Source organism: Pseudomonas sp. S3_B11 (assembly GCF_054667715.1).
The window spans coordinates 4,991,288-5,010,890 of sequence record NZ_CP162749.1 but is presented as its reverse complement, the minus strand read 5'-3'; the positions used below and the strand labels follow the sequence as shown (position 1 = coordinate 5,010,890).

The window sequence follows — 19,603 nt, the reverse complement described above, 5'->3', positions numbered from 1 at the left end:
AGTTCGCATGCGACGTATAGCTGTGATGGGCGCTGCGGGGCGCATGGGCAAGGCGCTGGTCGAGGCGGTGCAGCAACGCTCGCCGCTTTCCGGCCTGACGGCGGCCATCGTTCGGCCCGACAGTACGCTGGTAGGCGCCGATGCGGGCGAGTTGGCCTCGTTGGGGCGTATCGGCGTGCCGATGTCCGGCGGCCTGGAGAAAGTGCTCGACGAGTTCGATGTGCTGATCGATTTCACCCTGCCGGAAGTGATGCTGAAAAATCTCGCGATCTGCCGCAAGCACGGCAAGGCCATGGTGATCGGTACGACGGGGCTGGACGCTGCGCAAAAGCAATTGCTGGCCGATGCGGGCAAGGACATTCCGATCGTGTTCGCCGCGAATTTCAGCGTGGGCGTGAACCTGTCGCTGAAGCTGCTGGACATGGCTGCCCGGGTCTTGGGTGACGATGCGGATATCGAAATCATCGAGGCGCATCACCGGCACAAGATCGACGCGCCTTCGGGAACGGCCTTGCGCATGGGTGAGGTGATTGCCGATGCGCTGGGTCGCGATCTGCAGGAAGTGGCCGTGTATGGGCGCCAGGGGCACACCGGCGCGCGTGAGCGCAGCACCATCGGTTTCGCCACTGTGCGCGGCGGTGATGTGGTGGGCGACCACACCGTGCTGTTCGCCACTGAGGGTGAGCGCCTGGAGATCACCCACAAGGCGTCGAGCCGGATGACTTTCGCCAAGGGTGCTGTACGTGCCGCGCTGTGGCTGGATGGCCGCGAGCCTGGTTTGTACGACATGCAGGACGTTCTCGACCTGCGTTGATGCCCTTAAGTGCGGGGTTCAGGTTATACTGAGCCCCGTTTTACACCGCTTCGCGACGGCCTGTCGCATTCCCCTGCCTTTAAGGCTCATTAGCGGTGGACCAAAAATGCCTTTTTCTGTAAGCTACAGCTTTAGTGTGTCCACTAAAAGCGCGCAGAATAATTCAGTGAACAAGCGGGGTGACGTGTCCATACGTCACTCCGCTTTTTTACAACCTGCGATCGCCCTTTCAGGCTTTATTTACGGGAGGTCTTCTTGACTAAGCCAGCCATACTCGCCCTTGCTGATGGCAGCATTTTTCGCGGCGAAGCCATTGGAGCCGACGGTCAGACCGTTGGTGAGGTGGTGTTTAACACCGCAATGACCGGCTATCAGGAAATTCTTACCGATCCTTCCTACGCCCAACAAATCGTTACCCTGACTTACCCGCACATCGGCAACACCGGCACCACGCCGGAAGACGCCGAGTCTGATCGTGTCTGGTCCGCCGGCCTGGTCATCCGTGACTTGCCGCTGGTGGCGAGCAACTGGCGTAACACGATGTCCCTGTCCGATTACCTGAAAGCCAACAACGTTGTGGCGATTGCCGGTATCGACACCCGTCGCCTGACCCGCATCCTTCGGGAAAAAGGCGCACAAAACGGCTGCATCATGGCCGGCGACAACATTTCCGAAGAAGCCGCCATCGCCGCTGCCCAGGGCTTCCCTGGCCTCAAGGGCATGGACCTGGCGAAAGTCGTCAGCACCAAGAAGCAGTACGAATGGCGCTCCACGGTCTGGGACCTGAAGACCGACAGTCACGCGACGATCGAGGCTTCCGAGCTGCCTTACCACGTGGTGGCCTACGACTACGGCGTCAAGCTGAACATCCTGCGCATGCTGGTCGAGCGTGGTTGCCGCGTCACCGTGGTGCCGGCCCAAACCCCGGCCGCCGACGTCCTGGCCCTCAAGCCCGATGGCGTGTTCCTGTCCAACGGCCCGGGTGACCCTGAGCCTTGCGACTACGCGATCCAGGCGATCAAGGACGTGCTGGAAACCGAGATCCCGGTATTCGGTATCTGCCTCGGTCACCAGTTGCTGGCCCTCGCTTCGGGCGCCAAGACCTTGAAGATGGGTCACGGCCACCACGGTGCCAACCACCCCGTGCAGGACCTGGATACCGGCGTGGTGATGATCACCAGCCAGAACCACGGTTTCGCGGTGGACGAAGCCACCCTGCCGGTCAACGTGCGCGCGATTCACAAGTCGCTGTTCGACGGCACGCTGCAAGGTATCGAGCGTACCGACAAGAGCGCGTTCAGCTTCCAGGGCCACCCTGAAGCCAGCCCGGGCCCGAACGATGTGGCGCCGCTGTTCGATCGCTTCATCAATGAGATGGCCAAGCGACGCTGACTGCGTGAAGCCCGAAGGCGGCCCCGAATACGGCGGCCCCTTCGGGCGCTACAAAGATTGTTCGACGGCCTAGCCGACTGACCTGCGGATTTGAGTGACAAACCCATGCCAAAACGTACAGACATAAAAAGCATCCTGATTCTCGGCGCTGGCCCGATCGTGATCGGCCAGGCCTGCGAATTCGACTACTCCGGCGCCCAGGCCTGTAAAGCCCTGCGCGAAGAGGGCTACCGCGTCATTCTGGTGAACTCCAACCCGGCCACCATCATGACCGACCCGGCCATGGCCGACGCCACCTACATCGAGCCGATCAAGTGGCAGACCGTTGCCAAGATCATCGAGAAGGAACGCCCGGACGCGCTGCTGCCGACCATGGGTGGCCAGACCGCGCTGAACTGCGCCCTGGACCTGGAGCGCGAAGGCGTCCTGGAGAAGTTCGGTGTGGAAATGATCGGCGCCAACGCCGACACCATCGACAAGGCCGAAGATCGTTCGCGCTTCGACAAGGCGATGAAATCCATCGGCCTGGACTGCCCACGCTCGGGCATCGCCCACAGCATGGAAGAGGCCAACGCCGTCCTGGAACGCCTTGGCTTCCCCTGCATCATCCGTCCGTCCTTCACCATGGGCGGCACCGGTGGCGGCATCGCCTACAACCGTGAAGAATTCGAAGAAATCTGCGCCCGTGGTCTCGACTTGTCGCCGACCAAGGAACTGCTGATCGACGAATCCCTGATCGGCTGGAAAGAATATGAAATGGAAGTTGTCCGCGACAAAAAGGACAACTGCATCATCGTCTGCTCCATCGAGAACTTCGACCCGATGGGCGTGCACACCGGTGACTCGATCACCGTCGCACCAGCCCAGACCCTGACCGACAAGGAATACCAGATCCTGCGTAACGCCTCCCTGGCGGTACTGCGCGAGATCGGCGTGGAAACCGGCGGCTCCAACGTCCAGTTCGGCATCTGCCCGAACACCGGTCGCATGGTGGTCATCGAGATGAACCCGCGGGTATCCCGTTCGTCGGCCCTGGCTTCCAAGGCCACTGGTTTCCCGATTGCCAAGGTCGCTGCCAAGCTGGCCGTGGGCTACACCCTGGACGAGCTGTCGAACGACATCACCGGCGGCAAGACCCCGGCGTCCTTCGAACCGTCCATCGACTACGTCGTCACCAAGCTGCCACGCTTTGCCTTCGAGAAGTTCGCCAAGGCTGACGCCCGCCTGACCACCCAAATGAAGTCGGTCGGTGAAGTCATGGCCATCGGCCGGACCTTCCAGGAGTCCTTGCAGAAAGCCCTTCGCGGCCTGGAAGTGGGCGTCTGCGGTCTCGATCCGAAGCTGGACCTGGCCGACCCGGAAAGCATGAGCGTGCTCAAGCGCGAGCTGACCGTGCCGGGCGCCGAGCGTATCTGGTACGTGGCCGACGCCTTCCGTGCCGGCATGACCGTCGAGCAGATCTTCGGCATGAACATGATCGACCCTTGGTTCCTGGTGCAGATCGAAGATCTGATTAAGGAAGAAGAGAAGGTCAAGACCCTGGGCATGTCCAGCATCGACCGCGACATGATGTTCCGCCTCAAGCGCAAAGGCTTCTCCGATATGCGCCTGGCCAAGTTGCTGGGTGTGACCGAGAAGAGCCTGCGTGCGCATCGCCACAAGTTGGAAGTGTTCCCGGTCTACAAGCGCGTCGACACCTGCGCGGCCGAGTTCGCCACCGATACCGCCTACCTGTACTCCACGTACGAAGAAGAGTGCGAAGCCGCGCCATCGACGCGCGACAAGATCATGATCCTGGGTGGCGGTCCTAACCGGATCGGCCAGGGCATCGAGTTCGACTACTGCTGCGTACACGCGGCACTGGCCCTGCGCGACGACGGTTACGAGACCATTATGGTCAACTGCAACCCGGAAACCGTGTCCACCGACTACGACACCTCCGATCGCCTGTACTTCGAGCCAGTGACCCTGGAAGACGTGCTGGAAATTGTCCGCGTCGAGAAGCCGAAAGGCGTGATTGTCCAGTACGGCGGCCAGACTCCGCTGAAACTGGCGCGCGCCCTTGAAGCCGCTGGCGTGCCGATCATCGGCACCAGCCCGGATGCGATCGACCGCGCCGAAGACCGTGAGCGTTTCCAGCAGATGGTCGAGCGCCTGAACCTGCGCCAGCCGCCAAACGCCACCGTGCGCAGCGAAGACGAAGCGATTCGTGCCGCCGCCAAGATCGGTTATCCGCTGGTGGTGCGTCCGTCCTATGTACTGGGCGGCCGTGCGATGGAAATCGTCTATCAAGAAGACGAGCTCAAGCGCTACCTGCGTGAAGCGGTCCAGGTCTCCAACGACAGCCCGGTGCTGCTGGATCACTTCCTCAACTGCGCCATCGAAATGGACGTGGATGCGGTCAGCGACGGCAAGGACGTGGTGATTGGCGCGATCATGCAGCACATCGAACAAGCGGGCGTTCACTCCGGTGACTCCGCTTGCTCGCTGCCGCCTTACTCGCTGCCGGCGCACATCCAGGACGAGATGCGCGAGCAGGTCAAGAAAATGGCCCTGGAACTGGGCGTTATCGGCCTGATGAACGTGCAACTGGCCCTGCAGGGCGAAGACATCTACGTCATCGAAGTCAATCCGCGCGCTTCCCGGACGGTGCCGTTCGTCTCCAAGTGCATCGGTGTTTCCCTGGCGATGATCGCTGCCCGGGTCATGGCTGGCAAAACCCTGAAGGAACTGAATTTCACCAAGGAAATCATTCCGAACTTCTACAGCGTGAAAGAGGCGGTGTTCCCGTTCGCCAAGTTCCCTGGCGTCGACCCGATCCTCGGTCCTGAGATGAAGTCCACCGGTGAAGTGATGGGTGTGGGCGATACCTTCGGTGAAGCCTTCGCCAAGGCCCAGATGGGCGCCAGCGAAGTGCTGCCGACTGGCGGCACGGCGTTCATCAGCGTGCGTGATGACGACAAGCCACTGGTTGCAGGCGTAGCCCGTGATCTGATCAACTTGGGCTTCGAAGTGGTCGCCACTGCCGGTACTGCCAGGCTGATCGAAGCGGCAGGCCTGAAAGTGCGCCGCGTGAACAAGGTGACCGAGGGGCGTCCGCACGTGGTCGACATGATCAAGAATGACGAAGTCACGCTGATCATCAACACCACCGAAGGTCGTCAGTCGATCGCCGATTCCTACTCCATTCGTCGCAATGCGCTGCAGCACAAGATCTACTGCACCACGACCATTGCTGCGGGCGAAGCGATCTGCGAAGCGCTCAAGTTCGGTCCCGAGAAGACCGTGCGTCGCTTGCAGGATCTACATGCAGGATTGAAGGCATGAGCATAACCAAGTACCCGATGACAGTTCAGGGCGCGAAGGCTCTGGAAGAAGAACACGCTTTCCTGACCAAGGTCGAGCGCCCGCGCTTGAGCCAGGCTATTGGTGAAGCGCGTGAGCTGGGCGATCTCAAGGAGAACGCCGAATACCACGCTGCCCGAGAGGAGCAGGGGATGGTCGAGGCGCGTGTCCGTGATATCGAAGGTCGCATGCAGAATGCTGTGATCATCGATGTCACGACGATCCCGCACACTGGCAAGGTGATCTTTGGCACTACCGTGGAAATCGCCAACGTCGAGACCGATGAAAGCGTCACTTACCAGATCGTTGGTGAGGACGAGGCAGACATCAAGCTCGGCAAGATCTCCGTTGGTTCGCCCATCGCTCGCGCCTTGATTGCCAAGGAAGAGGGCGATGTGGTGGTGGTGAAGACGCCAGGTGGTGTCATCGAGTATGAGATTGTCGAAGTCCGTCACATCTGAACGAAGGCGCCCGCTGCGAGCGGGCGCCATGATCTGGCAGCTCACCCAGATGTTGTGGGTGGGCGGCGTCTGGTTGTTGCACATCGGTTTGCTGCCGGTGCTGGGTCGAGTCGGCCTGGCACCGCTGCTCATCGATGAAATCGCAGGCATGCTGACGGCGCTGCTGGTGGGTTTTTCCGCGGCGTGCGTAATGTTTCAGGCTTTGGTGCTGGTTCAGGCCGAGGGCCTTGCCAGTCTATGGCGCGACATTCGTGGGCAATTGTTGCTCATGTCGTTGTACGCGTGCGGGATGTTCTTCGCGGTGCGTCTCGGCTGGCCGGATGCGAGCCAGTGGCAGGCATTCAGTTACCTGGTGCTGGGTTTTTCCGGATTGGTGCTGGTGTTGCAACCGGTTCCCGGGTGGAGCGGCAGGGTGTGCGAGGCACACCCTTGACCCTTTGACATCACTTGAAGCGGTGAACGTTCGACAGTTGCTTGTTGACGCTGAAATTCTTGCGATAAATCAGCGCCATCTTGCCGATGACCTGTACCAGGTCTGCCTTGCCGGTCTTGCACAGTTCGGCAACGGCAGCCAGGCGGGCTTCGCGGTCGAGGATGTTGAGCTTGATCTTGATCAGTTCGTGATCGCTCAAGGCGCGTTCCAGTTCGGCGAGTACACCTTCAGTCAAACCGTTGTCAGCCACAGTCAAAACCGGTTTCAGATGGTGGCCAATGGATTTGTATTGTTTCTTCTGCTCTTGAGTGAGCGGCATAATCTGACCCCTGCGTCTGATCTTGTAAAAAGCGGCGGCCAGTTTACCCGAGCAAGTCCGGGACCGCCCACTTAATCACGACCCGTTTTATTTTTGAGGTGGCCCGTGGCCCGTTCCAAGACAAGTCTTAAATGGCTGCAAGAGCATTTCAACGACCCATTCGTGAAAATGGCGCAAAAAGACGGGTATCGTTCCCGTGCCAGCTACAAGCTGCTGGAGATTCAGGAAAGAGACCGTTTGATCCGTCCAGGCATGAGCGTGATCGACTTGGGCGCCGCCCCGGGTGGCTGGTCCCAAGTGACCAGTCGTCTGATTGGTGGGCAAGGCACGCTGATAGCTTCCGATATCCTGGAAATGGACAGCATTCCGGATGTGACCTTCATTCAGGGCGACTTTACCGAGGACGCCGTACTGGCGCAGATCCTTGAGGCGGTTGGAAAAAACGAGGTGGACCTTGTGATTTCCGATATGGCCCCCAATATGAGTGGATTGGCATCTGTTGATATGCCGCGATCGATGTTCCTGTGCGAGTTGGCACTGGATCTTGCGACTCGGGTGTTGAAGCCAGGTGGTGATTTTTTGATCAAGGTCTTCCAGGGTGAAGGCTTCGACGAATACCACAAAAGCGTGCGCAAGCAGTTCGAGAAGGTCACGACGCGCAAGCCGAAATCATCGCGTGATCGCTCCCGTGAGCAGTACCTGCTGGGCCGTGGTTTCCGTGGTCGCAGTGAGGAATAAGAGGTTTTTCGACCGGGGCGATAGGTTTTTCGTATTTCGTCCCGTGAGCATTAGCGAATATTGTGTAGAAAGTGTTTCACAAAGGGTTACAGACGGCGCCTGCCAGAGTCGTAGGTAATGTAGTAAGTTAGGCCGGTGAATATCATGCGAAGCGCGCGCCAGTAGCGGAGCTTGCTTCAGAGGGTAGTTAATTGAACGATATGGCAAAGAATCTGATCCTGTGGTTGATCATCGCCGCTGTCCTTGTGACCGTGATGAACAACTTCTCCAGCCCTAACGAGCCGCAGACCCTCAACTATTCCGACTTCATCCAGCAGGTCAAGGATGGCAAGGTCGAGCGCGTAGCCGTTGATGGCTATGTGATTACCGGTAAGCGCACCGATGGCGACAGCTTCAAGACCATTCGTCCGGCAATCCAGGACAATGGCCTGATTGGCGACCTGGTGGACAACCATGTCGTGGTCGAAGGCAAGCAGCCTGAGCAGCAAAGCATCTGGACCCAGCTCCTGGTCGCCAGCTTCCCGATCCTGGTGATCATCGCCGTGTTCATGTTCTTCATGCGCCAGATGCAGGGCGGCGGTGGAGGCAAGGGCGGGCCGATGAGCTTTGGCAAGAGCAAGGCCCGGCTGCTTTCCGAAGACCAGGTGAAAACCACCCTGGCCGACGTCGCGGGTTGCGACGAAGCCAAGGAAGAGGTCGGCGAGCTGGTTGAGTTCCTGCGTGATCCGGGCAAGTTCCAACGCCTGGGCGGCCGTATCCCGCGTGGCGTACTGATGGTGGGCCCGCCAGGTACTGGTAAAACCTTGCTGGCCAAGGCGATTGCCGGTGAAGCCAAGGTGCCGTTCTTTACGATTTCCGGTTCCGACTTCGTCGAGATGTTCGTCGGCGTGGGCGCCAGTCGTGTTCGCGACATGTTCGAGCAGGCCAAGAAACACGCGCCATGCATCATCTTCATCGACGAAATCGACGCCGTCGGTCGCCACCGTGGTGCCGGCATGGGTGGCGGTCACGATGAGCGTGAACAGACCCTCAACCAGTTGCTGGTCGAGATGGACGGTTTCGAAATGAACGACGGCATCATCGTGATTGCCGCCACCAACCGTCCTGACGTACTCGACCCCGCGCTGTTGCGTCCAGGTCGTTTCGACCGCCAGGTCGTGGTGGGGCTGCCGGACATTCGTGGTCGCGAGCAGATCCTCAAGGTTCATATGCGCAAGGTGCCAATGGGTGACGACGTCGCCCCGGCAGTCATCGCGCGTGGTACGCCAGGCTTTTCCGGTGCCGACCTTGCGAACCTGGTCAACGAAGCGTCGCTGTTCGCTGCTCGCACCGGCAAGCGTGTCGTGGAAATGAAGGAATTCGAGCTGGCCAAGGACAAGATCATGATGGGCGCAGAGCGCAAATCCATGGTCATGTCGGAGAAAGAAAAGCAGAACACTGCATATCACGAGGCGGGTCACGCGATCGTCGGTCGTGTCGTGCCTGAGCATGATCCGGTCTACAAGGTCTCGATCATTCCACGCGGTCGTGCCCTGGGCGTGACCATGTTCCTGCCGGAAGAGGATCGCTACAGCCTGTCCAAGCGTGCATTGATCAGCCAGATCTGTTCGTTGTACGGCGGCCGTATCGCCGAAGAGATGACGCTGGGCTTCGACGGTGTGACCACTGGGGCGTCCAACGACATCATGCGGGCCAGTCAGATCGCCCGGAATATGGTCACCAAGTGGGGCCTGTCCGAGAAGTTGGGGCCGCTGATGTATGCCGAAGAAGAGGGGGAGGTATTCCTCGGTCGTGGTGGCGGTGGCCAGCATGCAAGCTTCTCTGGCGAAACGGCCAAGCTGATCGATTCCGAAGTGCGCAGCATCATCGACCAGTGCTACGGCACAGCCCGGCAGATTCTCACGGACAACCGTGACAAGCTCGATGCCATGGCCGATGCCCTGATGAAGTACGAAACCATCGATGCCGAGCAGATCGACGACATCATGGCGGGTCGTGTACCTCGCGAGCCTCGTGACTGGTCGGGTGGTACTGGCACCTCCGGTACACCTCCGGCTGTACAGGGTGAGCGTCCGGAAACACCGATTGGCGGCCCGGCCGCTGATGTCTAAGGCTTGAAATGACTTCTGTTCTGTCCTCGACCCGGTTGCCTTGCGGCAACCGGGTTCTTGATTTGGCCTGTGCGCATGTCATGGGCATTCTCAATGTCACGCCTGATTCCTTTTCCGATGGTGGTCGATTCAGCCAGCTCGATGCTGCGCTGCGGCATGCCGAGGCCATGGTGGCTGCGGGCGCAACGCTGATCGATGTGGGTGGTGAATCGACCCGGCCGGGCGCACGTGCGGTCTCGCCTACTGAAGAGCTGGAGCGAGTGGCGCCGATTGTCGAGCGCATCCATCGCGAACTTGATGTCATTATCTCTGTCGATACGTCCACGCCTGCGGTCATGCGTGAGACTGCGCGGCTGGGGGCGGGCCTGATCAATGACGTTCGGTCCTTGCGGCGCGATGGTGCCTTGGATGCGGCGGCGGCCACCGGGTTGCCGGTGTGCCTGATGCATATGCTCGGCGAGCCGGGGACCATGCAGAATGACCCGCACTATGATGATGTGACCAGGGAGGTAGGTGAATTCCTTGTGGAGCGTCTGGACCAGTGCGCCGCCGCGGGCATCCCCGCCGAGCGGATCATTCTTGACCCCGGGTTCGGCTTTGCCAAGACCCTGGCTCACAACCTGAGCCTGTTCAAGCATATGGAAGCCTTGCATGCCCTGGGGCGGCCCCTGTTGGTTGGGGTCTCGCGAAAGAGCATGATAGGTAATGCCTTGGGCCGCCCGGTAGGTGAGCGCCTGTATGGCGGTCTCGCCCTTGCGGCCTTGGCCCTTGCCAAAGGTGCGCGCATATTGCGCGTGCACGATGTAGCCGAAACGATGGATGTCGTGCGGATGATCGCAGCTGTGGATTCAGCCGAATAAGAATGACGGAGCACTTATGAGCAAGAAATATTTTGGCACCGACGGTATTCGTGGTCGGGTCGGCGAATACCCTATTACCCCTGATTTCATGCTCAAGCTCGGCTGGGCGGCCGGTATGGCGTTCCGCAAAATGGGCGCGTGCAAGGTGCTGGTCGGCAAGGACACGCGAATTTCCGGCTACATGTTCGAATCGGCACTCGAAGCCGGCCTGACATCAGCGGGTGCCGATGTGATGCTGCTGGGCCCGATGCCGACGCCAGCCATTGCCTACCTGACGCGTACGTTCCAGGCGCAGGCGGGCATCGTGATCAGTGCCTCGCACAACCCTCATGATGACAACGGCATCAAGTTCTTCTCCGGCCAGGGGACCAAGCTGCCGGATGATATCGAGCTGATGATCGAAGAGCTGCTGGACACGCCGATGACTGTGGTTGAGTCGAGCAAGATCGGCAAAGTGTCGCGGATCAACGATGCGTCGGGTCGCTACATCGAGTTCTGCAAAGGCAGTGTGCCGACCGGTACCAGTTTTTCCGGCCTGAAAATCGTCGTCGATTGCGCCCACGGGGCAACCTATAAAGTTGCGCCGAGCGTCTTTCGCGAGCTGGGCGCCGAGGTGGTGGTGCTTTCCGCCCAGCCTAATGGTCTGAACATCAACCATAACTGTGGCTCCACCCATACCGAGGCATTGCAGGCTGCGGTGCTGGCTGAGCATGCCGATCTCGGGATCGCCTTCGATGGCGACGGTGATCGGGTCCTGATGGTCGATCACACCGGTACGGTTGTCGATGGTGACGAGCTGCTGTTCATCATTGCCCGTGACCTGCATGGGCGCGGCAAGCTGCAGGGCGGTGTGGTCGGTACGTTGATGAGCAACCTCGGGCTTGAGCTGGCCCTGGCGGACCTGGATATCCCGTTCGTGCGGGCTAACGTGGGTGACCGCTACGTGATCTCGGAGCTGCAGGAACGCAACTGGATGGTCGGGGGCGAGAACTCCGGCCACATCGTGTGCTTTGACCATACCACCACGGGTGATGCGATCATTGCGGCGCTGCAAGTGCTGATGGCACTCAAGGCGCGTAACGAAGGGCTCGCACAGTCGCGCCAGGCATTGCGCAAATGCCCGCAAGTGTTGATCAACGTGCGTTTCGGCGGTGGTGTAAATCCTCTCGAGCATGCGAAGGTCAAGCAGGCCAGTGAGCGTGTGACAGAGGCGATGGCGGGGCGTGGACGCGTGTTGTTGCGCAAGTCTGGCACAGAGCCTTTGGTGCGCGTCATGGTCGAAGGAGAGGATGAAGCGCAAGTTCGCGGTTATGCCGAAGAGCTGGCAAAGCTGGTTACTGAAGTTTCTGCCTGAATTCGGCTTGCCAGTCATGAATCGGTTGGGTAACATCTGCGCCCACTTTGACCGACGAGGTACAGCATGCGTCGCCCTATGGTAGCTGGTAACTGGAAGATGCACGGTACCCGCGCCAGCGTCGCTGAGCTGATCAATGGCCTTCGTCATCTGGCCTTGCCTAGCGGTGTTGATGTCGCGGTATTCCCGCCTTGCCTGTATATCAACCAAGTGGTTGATGGCTTGAAAGGCAAATCGATTTCGGTCGGTGCGCAGAATTCTGCGGTGGAATCCATGCAAGGTGCGCTGACCGGCGAGATTGCGCCGAGTCAGTTGGTGGACGCAGGTTGCTCCCTGGTCCTGGTCGGGCACTCCGAGCGTCGCCAGATCATGGGCGAGCAGGACAAGACCTTGATCCGCAAGTTTGCTGCGGCCCAGGCCTGTGGTCTGATTCCGGTGTTGTGCGTAGGGGAGACTCTCGAGCAGCGTGAAGCCGGCAAGACCCTTGAGGTTGTCGGGCGTCAGCTGGGCAGCATCATCGAAGATCTGGGTGTCGGTGCTTTTGCAAAGGCAGTCATTGCTTACGAGCCAGTCTGGGCCATTGGCACCGGGCTGACTGCTTCGCCGCAACAGGCGCAGGATGTGCACGCAGCCATCCGTGCACAGTTGGCGGCAGAGAATTCTGAAGTGGCACGAGGTGTGCGGCTTCTATACGGCGGCAGCGTGAAGGCGGCCAATGCGGCCGAACTGTTCGGCATGCCGGATATCGATGGGGGGCTCATTGGTGGAGCGTCCCTGAATGCAGATGAGTTCGGTGCGATTTGTCGCGCCGCGGGAAACTGAAAAAATGCTGGAAACAGTCGTAGTCGTTTTTCATCTGCTGGGTGCACTGGGCGTAGTTGCTCTGGTATTGCTGCAGCAGGGTAAAGGTGCGGATGCTGGTGCGTCTTTCGGTGCAGGTGCTTCAAATACTGTGTTCGGAAGCCAAGGTTCCTCTACCTTTCTTAGTAAGTTTACTGCTATACTTGCCGCCGGTTTCTTCATGACCAGCTTAGGGTTAGGTTACTTTGCTAAAGAGAAAGCTCATGAGCTGACTCAAGTAGGTTTGCCAAACCCAGCGGTACTGGAAGCGCCAAAGCAACAGCCGGCTTCTGATGATGTCCCGGTGCTTCAAGAGCAAAAGTCGGCCAACCCGGCGACTGACGTACCTCCAGCTCAAGAGCAGAAGTAAGAAGGTTTCAAACGCTGTATTGCCGAGGTGGTGGAATTGGTAGACACGCAACCTTGAGGTGGTTGTGCCCATAGGGTGTAGGGGTTCGAGTCCCCTTCTCGGTACCAATTATCAGGAGAGCCCGCGATTGCGGGCTTTCTTGTAGGTGGAAGGGTTACATTGACCCTGTAAAGGATCGGTCGTATACTTCCGCCCCAGCTTTGTCGCGGGATGGAGCAGTCTGGTAGCTCGTCGGGCTCATAACCCGAAGGTCGTCGGTTCAAATCCGGCTCCCGCAACCAGTTTCAGGGGCCCCTTCCAAGGGGCTTTTTGTTAGCTGGACACTTTATAACGCCGCTGTTCGACGGCGTTTCAGGGATGGGCGATTCGCCCATTTTTTTTTATTTGCACAGCATGCACAAACATGCACGAGGGGGTTCAGGTGTCGAGCAAGCTAGAACAGTTGCAGGCCTTGTTGGCCCCGGTGGTCGTGGCCCTTGGCTATGAATGCTGGGGTATTGAGTTCTCGGCTCAAGGTCGCCACTCACTGTTGCGCGTTTATATCGATAAGGAAGGCGGCGTGTTGGTGGATGATTGCGCCATCGTCAGCCGTCAGATCAGCGGTGTACTGGATGTTGAAGATCCAATCACCTCCGAATACACCCTTGAAGTTTCCTCGCCTGGCATGGAGCGCCCCCTGTTCACACTTGAACAGTTCGCTTCGTTTGCCGGTGAACAAGTGAAGATCAAGCTGCGCTCGCCTTTCGAAGGTCGACGCAACTTCCAAGGCCTTCTGCGCGGTGTAGAAGAGCAGGACGTCGTGGTGCAGGTAGATGACCATGAGTTCCTGTTGCCGATCGATATGATCGACAAGGCCAACATTATTCCCAGTTTTGACTGATACGTGCCAGATACTGCGGATCCCGCGGATCCAATGGCTTGCGAAAGGCGAGGCGTACGATGAGCAAAGAAGTACTGCTGGTTGTTGAGTCGGTATCCAATGAAAAGGGCGTACCGGCTAACGTTATTTTTGAAGCGCTGGAGCTGGCTCTGGCCACTGCTACCAAGAAGCGGTTTGAAGACGAAGTTGATTTGCGTGTGGAAATCAATCGCCACACCGGTGCCTACGAGACTTTCCGTCGCTGGACGGTAGTCGAGGAAGCCGACCTGGACGATCCGGCTATCGAAACCTGGCCGAGCAAGGTTGCAGAAACGCACCCGGGCGCCAAGGTTGGTGATGTAGTAGAAGAAAAAATCGAGTCCATCGAGTTCGGTCGCATCGCTGCACAGACTGCCAAGCAGGTCATTGTGCAGAAAGTTCGCGAAGCCGAGCGCGCGCAAGTCGTCGACGCTTATCGCGAGCGCCTGGGGGAAATCATCTCCGGCACCGTGAAAAAAGTGACCCGCGACAATGTGATCGTCGACCTGGGCAACAACGCCGAAGCGTTGCTGGCTCGCGAAGACATCATCTCTCGCGAAACTTTCCGGGTTGGCGTGCGTTTGCGTGCGCTGCTCAAGGAAATCCGCACCGAGAACCGCGGCCCGCAGCTGATCCTGTCGCGTACCGCGCCGGAAATGCTGATCGAGTTGTTCCGCATCGAAGTGCCGGAAATTGCTGAAGGCCTGATCGAAGTCATGGCCGCCTCCCGTGATCCGGGATCGCGTGCCAAGATCGCGGTCCGCTCCAAGGACAAGCGCATCGACCCGCAAGGTGCCTGCATCGGCATGCGTGGTTCGCGTGTCCAGGCCGTATCCGGCGAGTTGGGCGGCGAGCGCGTGGACATCGTCCTGTGGGACGACAACCCGGCGCAGTTCGTGATCAATGCCATGTCGCCCGCTGAAGTGGCGGCAATTATCGTCGACGAAGATGCCCACGCCATGGACATCGCCGTTGGCGCAGACAATCTGGCTCAGGCCATCGGTCGCGGTGGTCAGAACGTGCGTCTGGCCAGCCAGTTGACTGGCTGGACCCTGAACGTGATGACCGAATCGGACATCCAGGCTAAACAGCAAGCTGAAACCGGCGACATCCTGCGCAACTTCATCGACGAGCTTGAAGTCGATGAAGAGCTGGCGCAGGTGCTGGTGGATGAAGGCTTTACCAGCCTGGAAGAGATTGCCTACGTACCGGTGGAGGAAATGCTCAACATCGACGGCTTTGACGAGGAGATCGTCAACGAGCTTCGCGCTCGGGCCAAGGATCGTTTGTTGACCAAAGCCATCGCTACTGAGGAAAAGCTGGCAGACGCCCATCCGGCCGAAGACCTGCTCTCGCTTGAGGGCATGGACAAGGATTTGGCGATGGAACTGGCGGTGCGCGGCGTAATTACCCGCGAAGACCTGGCCGAGCAGTCTATTGACGATCTGCTCGACATCGACGGCATTGACGATGATCGTGCCGGCAAGTTGATCATGGCCGCCCGAGCCCACTGGTTCGAGTAATTAGGCGCGGCCTGAGGAGAGAAGTGCATGACGCAAGTCACGGTGAAACAACTGGCCGATGAGGTCAAAACACCGGTAGAGCGCCTGTTGCAGCAGATGCGTGAGGCAGGTCTGCCGCACACCGCCGCCGAGGAACATGTGACCGACAGTGAGAAGCAGTCCCTGCTGACTCACCTGAAGAGCAGTCACAAGGCGAAAGTGGAAGAACCGCGCAAGATCACTCTGCAGCGTAAAACCACCAGCACCCTGCGTGTTGCCGGTAGCAAAAGCATCAGCGTTGAAGTACGCAAGAAGAAAGTCTTCGTACAGCGCAGCCCGGAAGAAATCGAAGCCGAGCGCAAACGCGAACAGGAAGAACGTCGCGCAGTAGAAAATGCTGCTCGTCAGAAGGCTGAAGAAGAAGCCAAGCGTCGCGCCGAAGAAGAAGCGCGTCGCCAGCCTGCTGCTGCGCAAGCCGCTCCGGTAGAAGCCGTCGAGGCTGTTGCCCCGGTAGCCGAACCTGTGCGCGAAGCCGCTCCAGTCGTGGCTGCGGCTGCGGCTCCGGCCGATACTCGCAAGCGCGACGAACAGCGTCGTCCGGACAAACCACGTGCCGACGACAACCGTCGTGGCAGTGGCGATGGCGAGCGCAAGAACGCTCCTCATCGTGCTTCGGTCAAGGAAAAGGCGCCAGCGCCACGCGTTGCGCCACGTACCACCGATGAGGAAAGCGATGGCTTCCGTCGCGGCGGTCGCGGCAAGGCCAAGCTGAAGAAGCGCAACGCCCACGGTTTCCAGAGCCCTACCGGCCCTGTCGTGCGTGAAGTGAAGATCGGCGAGACCATCACTGTGGGCGATCTGGCCCAGCAGATGTCGGTCAAGGCTGCTGAAATCATCAAGTTCATGTTCAAGCTGGGTACGCCAGCCACCATCAACCAGGTACTGGACCAGGAAACTGCCCAACTGGTTGCTGAAGAGCTGGGCCACAAAGTGACCCTGGTCAGCGACACCGCCCTGGAAGATTCCCTGGCCGAGTCCCTGAAGTTTGAAGGTGAGGCGGTTTCCCGTGCTCCGGTTGTGACCGTCATGGGTCACGTTGACCACGGTAAAACGTCCCTGCTCGACTATATTCGTCGTGCGAAGGTTGCGGCAGGTGAGGCTGGCGGCATTACCCAGCACATCGGCGCCTACCACGTTGAAACCGACCGCGGCATGGTGACGTTCCTCGACACCCCAGGTCACGCCGCGTTTACCGCGATGCGTGCTCGTGGTGCCAAGGCGACCGACATCGTGATCCTGGTGGTTGCAGCGGACGACGGCGTGATGCCGCAAACCATCGAAGCCGTTCAGCATGCCAAGGCAGCTGGCGTGCCGCTGGTGGTTGCGGTGAACAAGATCGACAAGCCGGGCGCCGATCTCGATCGCATCCGCAGCGAACTGTCGGTCCACGGCGTGACCTCTGAAGAGTGGGGTGGCGACACTCCATTCGTTCCGGTCTCGGCGAAGATGGGTACCGGCGTTGACGAACTGCTCGAAGCCGTTCTGTTGCAAGCCGAGGTTCTGGAACTGACCGCTACGCCTTCGGCTCCTGGCCGTGGTGTGGTCGTTGAATCGCGTCTCGACAAGGGCCGTGGCCCGGTTGCGACCGTCCTGGTTCAAGACGGTACCCTGCGTCAAGGCGACATGGTGCTGGTCGGTTCGAACTACGGCCGTGTACGTGCCATGCTCGACGAGAACGGCAAGTCCATCAAGGAAGCAGGTCCCGCTATCCCGGTCGAGATTCTCGGCCTGGACGGCACCCCGGATGCTGGCGACGAGATGAGCGTTGTGGCTGACGAGAAGAAAGCCCGTGAAGTGGCTCTGTTCCGTCAAGGCAAGTTCCGCGAAGTCAAACTGGCTCGTGCTCACGCTGGCAAGCTGGAAAACATCTTCGAGAACATGGGGCAGGAAGAGAAGAAGACGCTCAACATCGTCCTCAAATCCGACGTCCGTGGTTCGCTGGAAGCGTTGAACGGCGCCTTGAATGGCCTGGGTAACGACGAAGTGCAAGTGCGTGTGGTCGGTGGCGGTGTCGGTGGTATCACCGAATCCGACGCCAACCTGGCACTGGCCTCCAACGCTGTACTGTTCGGCTTCAACGTGCGTGCCGATGCCGGCGCTCGCAAGATCGTCGAGCAGGAAGGCCTGGATATGCGTTACTACAACGTAATCTACGACATCATCGAAGACGTCAAGAAAGCGTTGACCGGTATGCTGGGCAGCGACGTCCGGGAGAACATCCTGGGTGTGGCCGAAGTTCGCGATGTGTTCCGTTCGCCGAAGTTTGGTGCCATCGCCGGTTGCATGGTGATCGAGGGTGTTGTTCACCGTAACCGTCCGATCCGTGTACTGCGTGAAGACATCGTGATCTTCGAAGGCGAGCTGGAATCCCTGCGCCGCTTCAAGGATGACGCTTCCGAAGTACGTGCCGGCATGGAATGCGGTATTGGCGTCAAGAGCTACAACGACGTCAAGGTCGGCGACAAGATCGAAGTCTTCGAGAAGGTCCAGGTTGCTCGCAGCCTCTGACTCGCGCACTTCAAGAGCTGCACCGGGTAGCCGCATGAACATGCGCTGCTTCGTTGGCGGACTCTAAACGCAACGCCCGGTCTGGCTTTTGCCAGGCCGGGCGTTTGCCGCTTTCAGACCTCGCGGGTTTCACCGTGGGGCAGTAACAGGTAACAAGACATGGCAAAAGAATACAGCCGTACCCAACGAATCGGCGATCAGATGCAGCGTGAGCTGGCCCAACTGATCCGTCGCGAAGTCAAAGACCCGCGCGTCGGCCTGGTCACCATTACCGCAGTGGAAGTCAGTCGTGACGTCGGTCATGCCAAGATTTTCATCACCGTGATGGGCCAGGACAGCGCCGAAGAAATCGCCCAGAGCATCAAGGTGCTCAACTCGGCCGCTGGCTTCCTGCGTATGCAGCTGGCTCGGGAAATGAAGCTGCGCAGCGTCCCACAGCTGCACTTCCACTACGACGAAAGCGTCGTGCGTGGTGCGCATCTGTCGGCCCTGATCGAACGCGCCGTGGCTGAAGACAGCCAGCATCCGGTTGCGGCTGAACCCGAAGACACCAAGGAGTAATCGGTGGCTCAGGTCAAACGTATCCGTCGTAACGTCAGCGGTATCATCCTGCTCGACAAGCCGCTGGGGTTCACGTCCAACGCGGCGTTGCAGAAGGTTCGCTGGCTGCTCAATGCCGAAAAGGCCGGGCATACCGGTAGCCTCGATCCGCTGGCCACCGGCGTGCTGCCGCTGTGCTTTGGCGAGGCGACCAAGTTTTCCCAGTACCTGCTCGATTCCGACAAGGGCTATGAAACCCTGGCGCAACTGGGCAAGACCACCACCACGGCGGATGCCGAAGGTGAGGTTTTGCTCGAGCGCCCGGTGACCGTTGGTCAGGCTGATATCGAAGCCGTGCTGCCAGCTTTTCGTGGGCAAATCAGTCAGATACCGCCGATGTACTCGGCTCTGAAGCGTGATGGCCAGCCCTTGTATAAACTGGCCCGGGCAGGCGAAGTAGTGGAGCGTGAGCCGCGTTCTGTTACTATTGCGCGCTTGGAATTGCTGGCCTTTGACGGTGATACTGCGCGGCTGGCCGTGGATTGCAGCAAGGGCACCTATATCCGGACCCTGGTGGAGGATATTGGTGAACAGCTCGGCTGTGGCGCGTACGTGGCAGAATTGCGACGGACCCAGGCCGGGCCTTTCACGTTGGCCCAGACGGTCACGCTGGAAGAGCTTGAAGCGGTACATGCCGAAGGCGGCAACGAAGCGGTCGACCGTTTCCTGATGCCATCGGACAGCGGGTTGCTGGATTGGCCGCTGTTGCAGTTCTCGGAACACAGTGCGTTCTACTGGCTCAACGGCCAGCCGGTACGTGCCCCGGATGCGCCGAAGTTCGGCATGGTCCGGGTGCAGGATCACAACGGTCGCTTCATCGGTATCGGTGAAGTGAGCGAAGACGGGCGTATTGCGCCGCGTCGACTGATTCGGTCGGAATGACCGGAACCAGCCTGTGTAACAGCAGGTTGGCGAGTGTGGCTGTTAACAGGCACGGTCACTACTCATTTATAGATACAGGGATTTGTCCCTGGCCTGTTGAAGCTGTTTCCTTGAAA

17 protein-coding genes and 2 tRNA genes are annotated in these 19,603 nt (G+C 59.3%); 18 read left to right on the top strand and 1 reads right to left on the bottom strand.

Annotated features, from left to right (window positions below; translation table 11 throughout):
- Positions 1 to 7 precede the first annotated feature (7 nt).
- The 5 genes from dapB to AB4O22_RS22600 all read left to right on the top strand — a co-directional run bounded on the left by dapB (position 8) and on the right by AB4O22_RS22600 (position 6,445).
- Complete coding sequence (dapB, locus tag AB4O22_RS22620; protein WP_003197696.1) at positions 8 to 814, top strand: 4-hydroxy-tetrahydrodipicolinate reductase; 807 nt, start codon at positions 8 to 10, stop codon at positions 812 to 814.
- A 255-nt stretch (positions 815 to 1,069) separates the two neighbouring features.
- On the top strand, positions 1,070 to 2,206 hold the full coding sequence (gene carA, locus AB4O22_RS22615) for a glutamine-hydrolyzing carbamoyl-phosphate synthase small subunit (RefSeq protein WP_223470327.1): 1,137 nt from the start codon (positions 1,070 to 1,072) through the stop codon (positions 2,204 to 2,206).
- 105 nt (positions 2,207 to 2,311) lie between these two features.
- Positions 2,312 to 5,533 carry a carbamoyl-phosphate synthase large subunit gene (carB, locus tag AB4O22_RS22610; RefSeq protein ID WP_003197699.1) on the top strand — a complete coding sequence of 1,074 codons (3,222 nt, stop codon included), beginning with the start codon at positions 2,312 to 2,314 and terminating at the stop codon, positions 5,531 to 5,533.
- 2 nt (positions 5,534 to 5,535) lie between these two features.
- Complete coding sequence (greA, locus tag AB4O22_RS22605) at positions 5,536 to 6,012, top strand: transcription elongation factor GreA (protein WP_027911987.1); 477 nt, start codon at positions 5,536 to 5,538, stop codon at positions 6,010 to 6,012.
- A 28-nt stretch (positions 6,013 to 6,040) separates the two neighbouring features.
- Positions 6,041 to 6,445: a hypothetical protein gene (locus tag AB4O22_RS22600; RefSeq protein WP_028237551.1), complete on the top strand. Its 405-nt coding sequence runs from the start codon at positions 6,041 to 6,043 to the stop codon at positions 6,443 to 6,445.
- A gap of 10 nt (positions 6,446 to 6,455) precedes the next feature.
- On the opposite strand, the gene AB4O22_RS22595 is transcribed toward AB4O22_RS22600, so the two are convergent.
- Complete coding sequence (locus tag AB4O22_RS22595) at positions 6,456 to 6,764, bottom strand: YhbY family RNA-binding protein (RefSeq protein WP_003197704.1); 309 nt, start codon at positions 6,762 to 6,764, stop codon at positions 6,456 to 6,458.
- Positions 6,765 to 6,869: 105 nt separating this feature from the next.
- Between AB4O22_RS22595 and rlmE the strand changes: the two genes are divergently transcribed.
- The 13 genes from rlmE (at position 6,870) to truB (ending at position 19,487) form a co-directional block, all read left to right on the top strand.
- Positions 6,870 to 7,502 (top strand): 23S rRNA (uridine(2552)-2'-O)-methyltransferase RlmE, encoded by a 633-nt coding sequence (gene rlmE / locus AB4O22_RS22590; protein ID WP_003177853.1) that lies wholly within the window; start codon positions 6,870 to 6,872, stop codon positions 7,500 to 7,502.
- A gap of 200 nt (positions 7,503 to 7,702) precedes the next feature.
- Positions 7,703 to 9,613, top strand: coding sequence for an ATP-dependent zinc metalloprotease FtsH (ftsH, locus tag AB4O22_RS22585; protein WP_013692252.1), 1,911 nt, complete (start codon positions 7,703 to 7,705; stop codon positions 9,611 to 9,613).
- Positions 9,614 to 9,621: 8 nt separating this feature from the next.
- The gene (gene folP / locus AB4O22_RS22580; RefSeq protein WP_223470328.1) at positions 9,622 to 10,473 is read left to right on the top strand and encodes a dihydropteroate synthase; all 852 of its coding nucleotides are present in this window, start codon (positions 9,622 to 9,624) and stop codon (positions 10,471 to 10,473) included.
- A gap of 16 nt (positions 10,474 to 10,489) precedes the next feature.
- Positions 10,490 to 11,827, top strand: a complete 1,338-nt coding sequence (gene glmM / locus AB4O22_RS22575; protein ID WP_223470330.1) for a phosphoglucosamine mutase — start codon at positions 10,490 to 10,492, stop codon at positions 11,825 to 11,827.
- Positions 11,828 to 11,893: 66 nt separating this feature from the next.
- Positions 11,894 to 12,649 carry a triose-phosphate isomerase gene (tpiA, locus tag AB4O22_RS22570; protein ID WP_223470332.1) on the top strand — a complete coding sequence of 252 codons (756 nt, stop codon included), beginning with the start codon at positions 11,894 to 11,896 and terminating at the stop codon, positions 12,647 to 12,649.
- Positions 12,650 to 12,653: 4 nt separating this feature from the next.
- The gene (gene secG, locus AB4O22_RS22565) at positions 12,654 to 13,037 is read left to right on the top strand and encodes a preprotein translocase subunit SecG (protein WP_003197714.1); all 384 of its coding nucleotides are present in this window, start codon (positions 12,654 to 12,656) and stop codon (positions 13,035 to 13,037) included.
- Between the two features lie 21 nt (positions 13,038 to 13,058).
- Positions 13,059 to 13,144, top strand: a tRNA-Leu gene (locus tag AB4O22_RS22560).
- Between the two features lie 97 nt (positions 13,145 to 13,241).
- Positions 13,242 to 13,318: transfer RNA gene (locus AB4O22_RS22555), tRNA-Met, on the top strand.
- A gap of 140 nt (positions 13,319 to 13,458) precedes the next feature.
- Positions 13,459 to 13,917 carry a ribosome maturation factor RimP gene (rimP, locus tag AB4O22_RS22550; RefSeq protein ID WP_013692254.1) on the top strand — a complete coding sequence of 153 codons (459 nt, stop codon included), beginning with the start codon at positions 13,459 to 13,461 and terminating at the stop codon, positions 13,915 to 13,917.
- Between the two features lie 59 nt (positions 13,918 to 13,976).
- On the top strand, positions 13,977 to 15,458 hold the full coding sequence (gene nusA / locus AB4O22_RS22545) for a transcription termination factor NusA (RefSeq protein WP_003197716.1): 1,482 nt from the start codon (positions 13,977 to 13,979) through the stop codon (positions 15,456 to 15,458).
- Between the two features lie 27 nt (positions 15,459 to 15,485).
- The gene (gene infB / locus AB4O22_RS22540) at positions 15,486 to 18,005 is read left to right on the top strand and encodes a translation initiation factor IF-2 (protein WP_003197719.1); all 2,520 of its coding nucleotides are present in this window, start codon (positions 15,486 to 15,488) and stop codon (positions 18,003 to 18,005) included.
- A gap of 159 nt (positions 18,006 to 18,164) precedes the next feature.
- On the top strand, positions 18,165 to 18,566 hold the full coding sequence (gene rbfA / locus AB4O22_RS22535; protein ID WP_003177871.1) for a 30S ribosome-binding factor RbfA: 402 nt from the start codon (positions 18,165 to 18,167) through the stop codon (positions 18,564 to 18,566).
- Positions 18,567 to 18,569: 3 nt separating this feature from the next.
- Positions 18,570 to 19,487, top strand: coding sequence for a tRNA pseudouridine(55) synthase TruB (gene truB, locus AB4O22_RS22530; RefSeq protein WP_223470335.1), 918 nt, complete (start codon positions 18,570 to 18,572; stop codon positions 19,485 to 19,487).
- The last annotated feature ends 116 nt before the right edge of the window (positions 19,488 to 19,603 follow it).

Coding starts and splice junctions, on each gene's coding strand:
- dapB (WP_003197696.1), top strand. CDS start 8: ATGCGACGTATAGCTGTGATGGGCGCTGCGGGGCGCATGGGCAAGGCG.
- carB (WP_003197699.1), top strand. CDS start 2,312: ATGCCAAAACGTACAGACATAAAAAGCATCCTGATTCTCGGCGCTGGC.
- AB4O22_RS22600 (WP_028237551.1), top strand. CDS start 6,041: ATGATCTGGCAGCTCACCCAGATGTTGTGGGTGGGCGGCGTCTGGTTG.
- AB4O22_RS22595 (WP_003197704.1), bottom strand. CDS start 6,764: ATGCCGCTCACTCAAGAGCAGAAGAAACAATACAAATCCATTGGCCAC.
- ftsH (WP_013692252.1), top strand. CDS start 7,703: ATGGCAAAGAATCTGATCCTGTGGTTGATCATCGCCGCTGTCCTTGTG.
- folP (WP_223470328.1), top strand. CDS start 9,622: ATGACTTCTGTTCTGTCCTCGACCCGGTTGCCTTGCGGCAACCGGGTT.
- glmM (WP_223470330.1), top strand. CDS start 10,490: ATGAGCAAGAAATATTTTGGCACCGACGGTATTCGTGGTCGGGTCGGC.
- tpiA (WP_223470332.1), top strand. CDS start 11,894: ATGCGTCGCCCTATGGTAGCTGGTAACTGGAAGATGCACGGTACCCGC.
- secG (WP_003197714.1), top strand. CDS start 12,654: ATGCTGGAAACAGTCGTAGTCGTTTTTCATCTGCTGGGTGCACTGGGC.
- nusA (WP_003197716.1), top strand. CDS start 13,977: ATGAGCAAAGAAGTACTGCTGGTTGTTGAGTCGGTATCCAATGAAAAG.
- infB (WP_003197719.1), top strand. CDS start 15,486: ATGACGCAAGTCACGGTGAAACAACTGGCCGATGAGGTCAAAACACCG.
- rbfA (WP_003177871.1), top strand. CDS start 18,165: ATGGCAAAAGAATACAGCCGTACCCAACGAATCGGCGATCAGATGCAG.